Origin of the sequence: Candidatus Williamhamiltonella endosymbiont of Tuberolachnus salignus (assembly GCF_964019775.1) — a bacterium.
GTDB classification, from domain to species: Bacteria; Pseudomonadota; Gammaproteobacteria; order Enterobacterales; family Enterobacteriaceae; genus Hamiltonella; species Hamiltonella defendens.
The window spans coordinates 172,796-184,650 of the sequence record NZ_OZ026471.1; the positions used below are offsets into that span (position 1 = coordinate 172,796).

At 39.9% G+C, this 11,855-nt stretch carries 14 protein-coding genes and 2 pseudogenes; 8 read left to right on the forward strand and 8 right to left on the reverse strand.

The annotated features are described in order from the left end of the window. Positions 1–35 precede the first annotated feature (35 nt). From AACL23_RS00880 to ubiK, 8 genes and pseudogenes are all read left to right on the forward strand, one after another. Positions 36–545, forward strand: coding sequence for a CvpA family protein (locus tag AACL23_RS00880; RefSeq protein WP_015873334.1), 510 nt, complete (start codon positions 36–38; stop codon positions 543–545). 14 nt (positions 546–559) lie between these two features. Beyond that, the gene (purF, locus tag AACL23_RS00885) at positions 560–2,074 is read left to right on the forward strand and encodes an amidophosphoribosyltransferase (protein ID WP_339049527.1); all 1,515 of its coding nucleotides are present in this window, start codon (positions 560–562) and stop codon (positions 2,072–2,074) included. 15 nt (positions 2,075–2,089) lie between these two features. Continuing rightward, positions 2,090–2,668 carry a UbiX family flavin prenyltransferase gene (locus AACL23_RS00890; RefSeq protein ID WP_095034020.1) on the forward strand — a complete coding sequence of 193 codons (579 nt, stop codon included), beginning with the start codon at positions 2,090–2,092 and terminating at the stop codon, positions 2,666–2,668. Positions 2,669–2,715: 47 nt separating this feature from the next. Then, on the forward strand, positions 2,716–3,156 hold the full coding sequence (locus AACL23_RS00895; RefSeq protein WP_095034019.1) for a rhodanese-like domain-containing protein: 441 nt from the start codon (positions 2,716–2,718) through the stop codon (positions 3,154–3,156). Between the two features lie 49 nt (positions 3,157–3,205). After that, on the forward strand, positions 3,206–3,694 hold the full coding sequence (secB, locus tag AACL23_RS00900) for a protein-export chaperone SecB (protein ID WP_339049531.1): 489 nt from the start codon (positions 3,206–3,208) through the stop codon (positions 3,692–3,694). Position 3,695: 1 nt separating this feature from the next. Then, positions 3,696–4,706, forward strand: a pseudogene (gene gpsA, locus AACL23_RS00905) (NAD(P)H-dependent glycerol-3-phosphate dehydrogenase); the annotation flags it as partial. A gap of 36 nt (positions 4,707–4,742) precedes the next feature. Beyond that, positions 4,743–5,537, forward strand: a pseudogene (gene cysE, locus AACL23_RS00910) (serine O-acetyltransferase); the annotation flags it as partial. A 321-nt stretch (positions 5,538–5,858) separates the two neighbouring features. Further along, positions 5,859–6,119 (forward strand): ubiquinone biosynthesis accessory factor UbiK, encoded by a 261-nt coding sequence (ubiK, locus tag AACL23_RS00915; protein WP_044612476.1) that lies wholly within the window; start codon positions 5,859–5,861, stop codon positions 6,117–6,119. Between the two features lie 8 nt (positions 6,120–6,127). On the opposite strand, the gene hldE is transcribed toward ubiK, so the two are convergent. From hldE to lpxA, 8 genes are all read right to left on the reverse strand, one after another. Beyond that, positions 6,128–7,558, reverse strand: a complete 1,431-nt coding sequence (gene hldE, locus AACL23_RS00920; RefSeq protein ID WP_100096639.1) for a bifunctional D-glycero-beta-D-manno-heptose-7-phosphate kinase/D-glycero-beta-D-manno-heptose 1-phosphate adenylyltransferase HldE — start codon at positions 7,556–7,558, stop codon at positions 6,128–6,130. 104 nt (positions 7,559–7,662) lie between these two features. Beyond that, positions 7,663–8,115, reverse strand: a complete 453-nt coding sequence (rplI, locus tag AACL23_RS00925) for a 50S ribosomal protein L9 (protein ID WP_015873342.1) — start codon at positions 8,113–8,115, stop codon at positions 7,663–7,665. A 37-nt stretch (positions 8,116–8,152) separates the two neighbouring features. Beyond that, positions 8,153–8,380: a 30S ribosomal protein S18 gene (gene rpsR / locus AACL23_RS00930; RefSeq protein WP_016856656.1), complete on the reverse strand. Its 228-nt coding sequence runs from the start codon at positions 8,378–8,380 to the stop codon at positions 8,153–8,155. Positions 8,381–8,384: 4 nt separating this feature from the next. Continuing rightward, on the reverse strand, positions 8,385–8,696 hold the full coding sequence (gene priB, locus AACL23_RS00935) for a primosomal replication protein N (protein WP_234809443.1): 312 nt from the start codon (positions 8,694–8,696) through the stop codon (positions 8,385–8,387). A gap of 2 nt (positions 8,697–8,698) precedes the next feature. Next, on the reverse strand, positions 8,699–9,130 hold the full coding sequence (gene rpsF / locus AACL23_RS00940; RefSeq protein WP_015873151.1) for a 30S ribosomal protein S6: 432 nt from the start codon (positions 9,128–9,130) through the stop codon (positions 8,699–8,701). 172 nt (positions 9,131–9,302) lie between these two features. Continuing rightward, positions 9,303–9,905, reverse strand: a complete 603-nt coding sequence (gene rnhB / locus AACL23_RS00945) for a ribonuclease HII (RefSeq protein WP_100097129.1) — start codon at positions 9,903–9,905, stop codon at positions 9,303–9,305. Further along, a complete protein-coding gene (gene lpxB / locus AACL23_RS00950) occupies positions 9,905–11,050 on the reverse strand; it encodes a lipid-A-disaccharide synthase (protein ID WP_095034014.1) in 1,146 nt (381 codons plus the stop codon). Before lpxB ends, rnhB begins: the two co-directional genes overlap by 1 nt. A gap of 1 nt (position 11,051) precedes the next feature. Further along, positions 11,052–11,855, reverse strand: coding sequence for an acyl-ACP--UDP-N-acetylglucosamine O-acyltransferase (gene lpxA / locus AACL23_RS00955; RefSeq protein ID WP_015873154.1), 804 nt, complete (start codon positions 11,853–11,855; stop codon positions 11,052–11,054).

Consider the following 11,855-nt stretch of genomic DNA (forward strand, 5'->3'; position numbering starts at 1 on the left):
TTTTTTATATTTATCATTTGCCAATGGAATAATTTATGATTTGGATTGACTACATCATCATCGGTATATTGGTTTTTTCAACGGCGGTCAGTGTCATACGTGGATTTATTCGTGAAGCATGGTCACTGGTGATATGGGGTTGTGCGTTTTTTGTGGCAGGTTATTTTTATCCCTATGTGTCAGAGTATTTTACTGATTTTGCTGATCAAAAAATTCGGCATCTGATTGCAATGAGTCTCTTATTTATAGCGATGCTTCTTATAGGAACTATTATTAACTATGTCCTGGATTCTCTCATCAAACGGACAGGATTATCGGGCCCTGACAGAATACTTGGAATGTTCTTTGGGGCGATAAGAGGGGCTTTAATTGTGGCTACTTTATTATTGTTTTTAGAAAACTTTACACATTTTTCACAAAATAACGCTTGGACTCAATCCCGCCTAATTCCAGAATTTCATTCAATGATGAAATGGCTATTAACACTTTTAAAAGAAAAGTTTTCTTTTGTTTCGCCAGCACAATTGGCAGTCTCGAAAGAATAATAAGGAAAAATATTATGTGTGGTATTGTTGGTATTTCCGGTTTCACCCCTGTCAATCAATTGATTTATGATGCGTTAACAGTGCTTCAGCATCGTGGTCAGGATGCCGCAGGTATCGCAACCATTGATGCCGAGGGCCAATTTCGTTTACGTAAAGCCAATGGATTAGTCAAAGAGGTTTTTGATACAAGGCATATGCTTAGACTGCAGGGAAACATAGGCATTGGGCACGTTCGCTACCCAACAGCAGGCAGTTCGAATGTCTCGGAAGCACAACCTTTATACGTGAACTCTCCTTTTGGGATCACCTTAGCCCACAACGGTAATTTAACGAATTCAGCTCAACTCAAAAAAGAGTTAATACAAATTCGTCGTCATATCAATACTCACTCTGATTCCGAGCTTTTATTAAATGTGTTTGCCAGTGAATTAGATCGCTTTAAAGATTTTCGATTGACAAAAAACGATATTTTTTCGGCCATCGCACAAATGCATAAACGCATCAGGGGGGCTTATGCTTGTGTGGCCATGATCATCAATCACGGTATGGTGGCATTTCGTGATCCTAACGGCATACGTCCTTTAGTGATAGGTAAACGCGTTTTGGCTTGTGGTAAAAATGAATACATGGTCGCTTCAGAAAGTATTGCACTAGATACATTAGGATTTGAATTTTTACGAGACGTTACTCCAGGTGAAGCTGTATATGTGACTGAGGAAGGGGAATTATTCACTCAACAATGTGCTGAAAATCCTGAATATCATCCCTGTATTTTTGAGTATGTCTATTTCGCAAGGCCAGATTCTTTTATTGATAAGATTTCTGTTTACAATGCGAGGGTGAGAATGGGGCAAAAATTAGGTGAAAAAATTGCTCGACAATGGCAGCATTTAAAAATTGATGTGGTGATTCCCATTCCTGAGACTTCTTGTGATATTGCTTTAGAGATTGCGCGTATTTTACATCTTCCTTATCGACAGGGCTTTGTTAAAAACCGTTATGTCGGCCGCACTTTTATTATGCCAGGTCAACAGGAGCGTCGTAAGTCCGTGCGCCGAAAACTCAATGCTAACAAGGCAGAGTTTCGAGATAAAAATGTCTTACTGGTCGATGACTCGATTGTACGGGGCACCACCTCTGAGCAAATTGTAGCAATCGCTCGCGGCGCGGGTGCAAAGCAGGTTTATTTTGCTTCCGCTGCACCAGAAATTTCATTTCAAAATGTTTATGGTATTGATATGCCGAGTGTGAATGAGCTGGTGGCGCATGGTCGCAGTGTGAATGAAATTCAAGAATATATTGGTGCTGATGCACTTATTTTTCAGAATTTAGAAGATTTGATCGCCGCTGTTAGGGTCGATAATCCAGAAATCACCGAGTTTGATTGTGCTGTTTTTAATGGTCATTACGTGACCAAAGATGTTGATCAAAATTATTTGACTCATCTCAATGCAATCAGAAGTGGGCAGGCTCCATCAGCAAGCTCCTCTTCTGAATCAGAACATCTTGAAATTTATAATGAAAAATAAAAAGGGAAATGATTCGTGCAGAAACTGATTATTGGTATTTCTGGAGCCAGTGGTGCCATTTATGGAATTCGGCTTTTAGAAGTGCTACAGAATGTGCCTGAAGTAGAGACTCATCTGATTATCAGTTATGCAGGTCGTCGTACTATCAGATTAGAAACAAAATTGAGTTTACAGCAGGTTAAAAAAATGGCAGATGTCGTATATTCTGTTTGTGATATTGCTGCTGCTCTTTCTTCAGGTTCATTTAAAACCATAGGTATGGTCGTACTGCCCTGTTCGATAAAAACCTTGGCTTCTATTGCTCACAGTTATTCCGATAATTTAATGACACGAGCGGCAGATGTCATGCTCAAAGAGCGAAGGCCTTTAATTCTGTGTGTTCGAGAAACTCCTCTACATTTGGGACATTTACAATTAATGAAAAAAGCCGCTGAGCTTGGCGCTGTGATCATGCCCCCTTTGCCCGCCTTTTACCATCATCCTCAAAACATCCAAGACATCATCGATCAAACGGTGAATAGGGTGATAGATCAATTTTCTATTTCATTGCCTCAAGACTTATTTAAACGTTGGCAAGGAGATCATAAGATTTAAAATAAGTGCTTTATATTTTTTAGTTTATTGACGGGAGTTTTTATTTTATGTTGCAAGAGCTTATACCCTTTATTGATCGGCATCCCATTTTAAGTGTGACCTGGGTGACTTTACTCATTGGCGTTATTCTGACTTTTATAAAAAATTATTTTTCTAAAGTAAAAGAAATTATCCCGACTGAAGCCATCCTGATGATGAATAAGCAACAAGCTTTGGTCGTTGATATTCGAGCAAAAGAAGAATACAAAAAGAGCCATATCATTGGCTCTATCAACGTAGAAAAAAATAATTTTAAAAACAATAAATTATATGAATTGGAAAAGCATAAAGCCCGCCCTATTATCATCGTATGTGCCCATGGTGTTTCTTCGCTGACTTTTGCGAAACAGCTGTATAAGATGGATTTTCAAAAAATCTATTCCCTAAAAGAAGGCATATCCGGTTGGAATAAAGCAAATTTGCCTTTGGCAAAGGGTAAAAGCAAGTAAAGAAGCATGTTGTTTATCATCATTTTTATATCAAGGATTAAAAATCAAAATGTTAGAAGAAGAAAATTCACAAATGATCTGTCAAATTTACCGTATTTATACCAAGGATATTTCATTTGAAGCCCCTGGCGCTCCTGAAATTTTTCAAAAGGAGGGGAGCCCTGATATCAAACTTGATTTGGACACCAGTTCAAATCTATTAGCTGAAAATACACATGAAGTGGTATTACGTATCACACTCACAGCCACCATAGAGGATCAAACCTCATTTCTTTGTGAAGTTCAACAAGCAGGGATTTTTTTCATTAAAAATATTGAAAATATGCAATTAAAGCATTGTTTAGGTGCCTACTGCCCGAATATTTTATTTCCTTATGCGCGTGAGTGCATCAGCAACCTGGTTTCGAAAGGATCCTTTCCTCACCTTCACCTGGAGCCCATTAATTTTGATGGCCTTTTTATGAATTATGTACAGCAGGAAGCTGAAAAACAAAACGAATCAGATCCCATCATTATTAAAAATAGCGAACAAGATTAAAATGAGTCTTCCAGATTATCCCTCCATAATGACAGTGATAGGTGCTGGTGCATATGGCACCGCTTTAGCGATTACTCTTGCTCGGCAAGGTTATTCTGTTGTGTTGTGGGGTCATCACCCTCAGCATATTGAGAAATTAGCAAAAGATCGTTGTAACCTGGAGTTTTTGCCTGATGTCTCTTTTCCAGAAACATTAAGGTTGGAATCTAACTTAGAGCATGCTGTGTCTTTGAGCCGTAACCTACTGGTGGTTGTGGCCAGTTACGTTTTTGGAAATGTCTTACGACAACTAAGACCCTATTTACGTAAAGATACCCGTCTCGTTTGGGCCACTAAAGGGCTTGAGGCGGGAACAGGTCGTCTATTGCAGAAAGTTGCCCGCGAAATTTTACCCGATAACCTTCCTTTGGCAGTGATTTCAGGCCCTACTTTTGCTAAAGAGCTGGCGTTCGGTTTGCCTACTGCGATCACACTGGCTTGTTCTGATGCTGAGTTTTCAGCCGATCTTCATCAATTATTGCATTGTGAAAAAAGCTTTCGTGTCTATAGAACCAGTGATCTGATCGGCGTACAGATAGGAGGAGCGGTAAAAAATGTAATAGCTATTGGTGCAGGTATATCAGACGGCATGAAATTTGGTGCCAACGCACGATCTGCTTTAATTACAAGAGGTCTTGCCGAAATGACTCGTTTAGGTGTCGCTTTGGGGGCGGATCATTCTACCTTTATCGGGATGGCTGGACTCGGTGATCTCGTTTTGACCTGTACAGATGATCAATCACGTAATCGCAGATTTGGCATGATGATAGGCCAAGGGATCCCTGTAGAGGAAGCCAAAAATAAAATAGGGCAAGTGATTGAAGGATATGGCAATACTAAAGAAGTATTTGCACTTGCTCAGCGTCATCAAATTGAAATGCCTATTACGGAACAAATTTATCAGGTTCTTTATTGCCAGAAAAATTCTCAAACAGCCGCATTGAGCCTATTAAATCGAAGCAAAAAGAATGAAAACTCCCTTTATTATGGACAGTCTGAAAAAGAATTAGAAAAGATATGGTCTCACATTAAATTAGAAGCAAAAAAGATGGCCGATGCTGAACCTGCGCTAGCTAGTTTTTTTCATGCTACTATCTTAAAACATGAAAATTTGGGCAGTGCCCTCGTTTATATATTGGCCAGTAAACTTTCTTCTGATTCTAGTATGCCTGCAATAGTACTCAGTGACATATTCGAAAAAGCATACTGCTCAGATAAAACGATGATATTGGCTGCGGCGAGAGACATATTAGCCGTCTGTTCTCGTGATCCTGCGGTTGATAAATATTCAACGCCTTTACTTTACCTTAAAGGTTTTCAGGCTTTACAAGCGTATCGTATTAGTCATTGGTTATGGTGCCAAGGGCGATCGGAATTGGCTATTTATTTACAGAATCAAATTTCTATCGTGTTTGGGGTAGATATCCACCCCGCTGCGACTATTGGTTTTGGTATCATGCTAGATCACGCTACAGGTATTGTCATTGGTGAAACCACAGTGATAGAAAATGATGTTTCTATATTACAATCTGTCACTTTAGGTGGCACTGGTAAAACTTGTGGTGATCGCCATCCTAAAATTCGCGAAGGCGTTATGATAGGCGCTGGAGCAAAAGTGTTAGGAAATATTGAAGTAGGCGTTGGGGCAAAAATTGGCGCGGGTTCTGTTGTGTTAGAAGCAGTTCCTGCTCATACCACTGTTGCAGGCGTTCCAGCACGCATTGTTGGTAAGCCCCAAACTGAAAAACCTTCTTTTGATATGGATCAAAATTTTAATTTTTTTATTAAATCTTTATCAAGATGAATACATTGAGTTACACACGCTTGATGCCTCTGAGATATAGGGGTTCAATTTAAATCCAGTAATATGTTCAAATGCTTGTCATTAACTCTTAAAAAAGGGTGAATGCAGAAAGCTTGCTCTGGCCATAGTGAATGACGACGACAGCCAAGACCGTGATTCCAAAACCTGGATTGTTTTTGGCTTTAAAGTTTGCTGAGCAATGAGAAAGATGTCAGTGGCTGTGATGGTTCGAAGCTGTCAGGCTCCAATAAACGCTCAACCTGCTCGTCAAATTATGAACAATTCATGCTATTGCAAACGGGATGCATTCATACAAATACGATGCTTAATCCAGAAATGATTGCAAAAATGGCTGAAAAATTGCAAAAGTCTATTCCTAAAAGTGTGCTGACTTTCGGAGAAGATGTAGAAAAAAAAATTCGCCAGGGATTACAATTTCAGTTGAGCCGCCTTGATTTAATCAGCCGTGAAGAGTTTGATGTTCAAACTCAGGTCCTGTTGAGAACCAGGGAGAATCTGACCTTGTTAGAGCAACGGGTTCAAAAGCTGGAAGCAAAATTATCAGAAAAAAAGGACATTTAGCGCCATTCTCACAAAGAGTCATTTTTGATTTTTTTAATGATTTTGCTGCTTGAAAGTCCATTTTGATAGGGGGATATTTTGATCTGTCCACCTGCCGCTAACACTGCTTTGCTTCCGGCAATTTGATGTGGCTGATAGTCCCCCCCTTTTATCAATACATCCGGTAAAATTTCTGAGATAAGACGCTCTGGGGTTTTTTCTGAAAATGGAACTACCCAATCAACATATTTTAATGCGCTGAGTACCGCCATTCTTTGATCCAATGAATTAATGGGACGCATTTGACCTTTGAGTTCTCGAACAGAATCATCTGTATTGACAGCGACAATGAGACGATCTCCATATTTTTTTGCTTCTGACAGATAAGTAATATGCCCAGCGTGTAGAATGTCGAAGCATCCGTTTGTCATGACCAATTTTTCACCACGAGAACGAGATTGTTGCACCGCATTTTTTAATTGTTGTTCGTTCATGATACCGAGATCTGCTCTTTTACTGCCATCCGATGCATTTTGTAACTCGCTAAAAGAAACAGTCGAAGTTCCTAATTTACCTACCACTACTCCTGCTGCTGCATTTGCAAAAAAAGAGGATTCTTCAAGAGAATGACCAGAGGCCAATGCGGTTGCTAGCACAGCTATCACCGTATCTCCTGCTCCTGTGACATCAAACACTTCCTGAGCCTGAGCAGAAAGATGCAAAGGGGGCTTGGCTTTTTGTAATAAGGTCATACCTTTCTCAGAACGTGTTATCAGTAAAGCAGAAAGATCTAAGTCTTTTATCAGCTGAGATCCTTTATCCACGAGCTCTTGCTCGTTTTTACAATGCCCGACAACAGCTTCAAATTCTGATAAATTGGGTGTTAAAACGGTGGCACCGCTGTAACGTTTGAAGTTGTTTCCTTTAGGATCAATTAGGAGCGGGATTTCAGCTTTTTTTGCCAGTTGAATCATTTCTTGAATCTTGTTTAAAGTGCCTTTCTCATAATCAGAAAACACTACAACAGTCATATGAGGCAATAAAGAATCAATCCGAACTTGGATTTTTTGAGCATCTGATGTGTGAGCATTTTTTTCAAAATCGAGTCGAATGAGCTGTTGATGACGAGACAGGACTCTCAATTTAATCAGAGTAGAATAGGTACTTGATGACACAAGATCACAATCAACCTGAGCTTCAGATAATTTTTGAGTCAGGATTTTTCCACCTTCGTCTTTACCAATCAAGCCGATTAAATGCACCTTTGCACCCAGCGCAGCGATGTTCATAGCCACGTTCGCTGCGCCCCCTGGGGTTTCTCGAATTTGATCCACTTTTACAATCGAAACAGGGGCTTCAGGTGAAATTCTCTCAACAGGCCCATACCAATAGCGATCGAGCATCACATCTCCTACTACTAATATTTTAGCCTGCTGAATATCAGATAAGGTTAATTTCATATTTTTTGACGATCATGATTCAAAGCGAACGAGGCTTTTTTAGTAAGAAAAACATGTTAAAAAAAACGCCCTTAAAGGGGCGTTTCTTGATTCAAAGTGATTGTCTAATCTTCTGAAATAATAATAACTTTCAGCTGTGCAAACACACCATTGTATATTTTGAAATGAACTTCATGTTCGCCCAAAGTTCTCAAAAAGCCATTTAATAATCGAACTTCATTTTTCATAACAGGAATACCTGCATCGCTCAGTGACTTCGCGATATCACGAGTTCCTATGGAACCAAAGAGCCTACCTTCACTCCCTGCTTTAGAAGCAATAGTTAGGCTAGCTAATTCGTTAATAGCGCGCGCACGTGCCTTGGCTTCTTCAATAGCCTTAGCTGCTTTGGATTCTAATTCAGAGCGCCGCTCATCAAAATAAGCCATATTTTTTTTAGTGGCAAGAACTGCCTTCCCTTTTGGCAAAAGGAAATTTCGAGCAAAACCTCGTTTTACCTTTACCTTGTCACCTAATTGACCAAAATTTTCTATTTCATCTAACAATATGACTTCCATTACCTTATCCTCTCAAGTGAATTAATGGAGACTGCTACTACTGATGTTCATCAGTATAAGGCAACAAAGATAGGTAACGTGCAACCTTGATGGCTTGTGCAAGCTGGCGCTGATATTTAGAGCAAGTACCTGTGATACGACTGGGAACAATTTTGCCACTTTCAGTGATGTAATTTTTCAACATGATAATATCTTTATAATCAATTTGCTTTACGCCTTCTGCGGTAAAACGACAGAATTTTCTGCGGCGAAAATAACGTGCCATGAGGCTATTCTCCAAAATTTATGAACTTTATTTTTTCAGCATGCAGCACCAATTTATCACGGATTTGATGGCAGCTGACAAAGCCTTCTATAGTTAGTTGAGTACCAAACCTGATGTTCTGAGTGTGTTTTTTTAACTCATGACCACTCGCCACAACAGGAATACGACACCATGTTTGTCGGTATAATCCCGCTTCCTTTTGTTGAGAACGATGCTCAAGCAAAAACTGACAATGAGGAATGCCAGAAGGGCTGACTTTTTGTATCGGAGCTTTACATACAGTACCAGACAAGAGCCACTTGTTTGTCGTCAACAAGGTCAATTTTCTTCAGAAAATTCATCTGTTTTCTTATCAAGATCCTCTTTATGGTGATCCTTTTGGTTGTCCTCAGATCCTGATGTTGTTAACTCAACGACTTCACGACGTTCGTCTTTCATTTTTATGATAGGCGATTCTTCAGTCACCGCATGGTTCATACGTTTTATAAGATTACGCATCACTGCATCATTGAAACGAAAATTGGTTTCCAATTCATTGATGGCGTTTTGAGGGGCTTCAACGTTTAATAAAACATAGTGTGCTTTATGTAATTTATTAATCGCATAGGCTAACTGTCGCCGGCCCCAGTCTTCAATACGATGAATCTGCCCCCCTGATTGAGTGATCACTGTACTATAACGTTGTATCATTCCGGGCACTTGATCACTTTGATCCGGATGAACCATAAATACAATTTCGTAATGACGCATGGTGTTGCCCCTTTTGGATTATTAAGCCTCTTGCTAAAAAACCAACCGCTGTTCATAGAGGCAAGGAACTTTGTTGATGGGTGGCTGAAAATAGCGCACCACTATACTTGCCGGTATGCATAAATTCAAGAATGGAATCAATTTATTTGAAAAGAAGTCGATGTTTGCTTTATTAACCTGTTAATGAAATAAGAGCACGCCTGACCGGACGAAAACTTCGTCTATGTTGTTCTGTTGGACCAAGAAGCGCCAATTTTTCTAAATGAAAAGCCGTGGGATAACCTTTATGTTGAGCAAATCCATAACCAGGAAACACCTTATCTAAGGCCTCCATTTCTCTATCACGTGTCACTTTGGCTAAAATAGAAGCCGCGCTGATCTCTGGAACCTTGCTGTCTCCCTTAACGATAGAGGATGACGGCATGGACAAAATCGGGCAAATATGACCATCAATTAATACATGATCAGTTTTGATGCCAAGAGCGTTGACTGCCCTTTGCATGGCCAGTAAGGTGGCATGAAAAATATTGATTTCATCAATTTCTTTTGACTCAGCACGACCCAGACTCCAAGCCAAAGCTTTGTGCGTGATCTCTTCATATAATGCCATCCGCTTTTTTTTACTCAATGTTTTTGAATCAGCCAAACCGATAATCGGATTTTTAGGATCCAGGATGACCGCTGCAGTGACAACCGGTCCCGCCAATGGACCCCTGCCTACTTCATCGACACCTGCAATCGATTGAGCTTCAGGATAAATAAAATCAGATGTCATCATTTGATGAGAGCCAGAACAGCTTGCGCCGCTTTTTGATTTGCTCCACAACGGAGACTTTGATGTAAAACTAAAAAACGTTCTTTTAACATTTGGACGTTTTTCCCTCCCTTCAGTAAAGGTAGTAATTCATTGCTTAATTTTTGAGGATCACAGTTTTTTTGTAATAATTCTGGCACTAATCTTTCTCCCACCAATAAATTGGGTAGTGAAAAATAAGGAGTTTTGACAAGCAGTTTTGCAATCCAATAGGTCAAATATTTTAAGCGGTAACTGACAACCATAGGGCATTTTGCCAACATTGATTCCAGAGTAACTGTCCCTGATGCCAATAGCGCTGCATTACTGGCCTCTAGCACTAACCTGGCTTGGCCATTAAAAAGATGCATAGAAAAGTGGGGAGCTATTTTCGCTTGAATACGTTCAAACTGTTTTCGCCGTTGATTGTTGGAAAGCGGCACCAGCACTTTTAATTGAGGCAGTTGTTGATGCAAAAGCATCGCCGTGCGAATAAAATCAGCGCCCAGCAAAGCTAACTCTGCCTGCCGACTACCGGGAAGCAAAGCCAAACATAAGCTGTTTTGATCAATTCCCAAAGCCATTCTTGCTGCTGATTTGTCTGGTATTAAAGGGATTTCATCGGCCATCATATGACCAACAAAATAACAGGGGATATTAAAACGATCGTAAAATTGTTTTTCAAAGGGAAACAGCGCCAATACCATGTCGGTCGCTTGAGCAAGACTAAAGAGACGATTTTGACGCCAGGCCCAAACAGAAGGACTCACATAATGAAGAGTGCGAATCCCTTTTTGTTTTAATTTTTTTTCAAGCCTGATATTAAAATCAGGGGCATCAATACCAATAAATATATCGGGACGAAGCATCATAAAACGACGAGTTAAATCTCTTCGAATATGAATTAAACGAGGTAAGTGATGCAACACCTCAAGTATGCCCATGACGGAAAGCTTTTCCATTTCATACCATACTTCACAGCCCTCAGCCTGCATTAAGGGGCCAGCAACCCCGACAAAAGATACATTGGGAAGCTGAGCTTTCAGTGCTCGTATCAATCCTGCTGCTAAAATATCGCCTGAAGCTTCACCTGCAACCAATCCAATCGTGAATGAACGATTTTGCATTTTAACGAACAATTCCACGGTTTTTATCAGAATTAAGATCGATTTGATTTAAAAAATTCAAAAGTAATATAACGACAGGATGTAACTCCGCTAACTTAGCGAGTTCGAGTTTTGCATCCTCTAAACTTTTACCCTGCTTATATAGCAGCTGATAGGCTCTAAGGATGGCTTTGTATTTTGCTTCAGAAAAATGGCGTTTTAGTCCTACAGTGTTAGGACCAACAAGAGAGGCATGATTACCTTGAGCCAGTATAAAAGGCGGAATGTGTTTTACAACCGCAGAGCAACCCGCCAACATTGCATAGCTGCCTACCTTGCAAAATTGGTGCACAGCCGAAAGGCCACCAATAACCGCATGATCGTGTATTTCAACGTGCCCCCCCAAGGTTGTACTATTAGCTAAAATACAGTGGTGACCAATGAGACAGTCGTGCGCAACATGCGTGTTAAACATTAATAAATTATGATTGCCAACACAGGTTACACCCTCTCCCTGTTCAGTGCCCCGATGAATAGATACACTTTCTCGAATTAAATTCGAGTCACCAATTTCAACCCTTGTGAATTCACCTTTATATTTTAAGTCTTGATTCACTTCACCAATAGAACAAAATTGATAAATGACATTGTTTTTTCCTATTTTAGTTATACCATTAATCACGATATGAGATTTTAATTCCGTACCAGAGCCGATTTCTACCTGTGATCCAATATAACAAAAGGGACCAATATGAGCGCCCTCATGAACAATTGCACCTTTTTCAACAATACTGGTTGGATGAATAAAAGTTTTTTTTTGAATCAT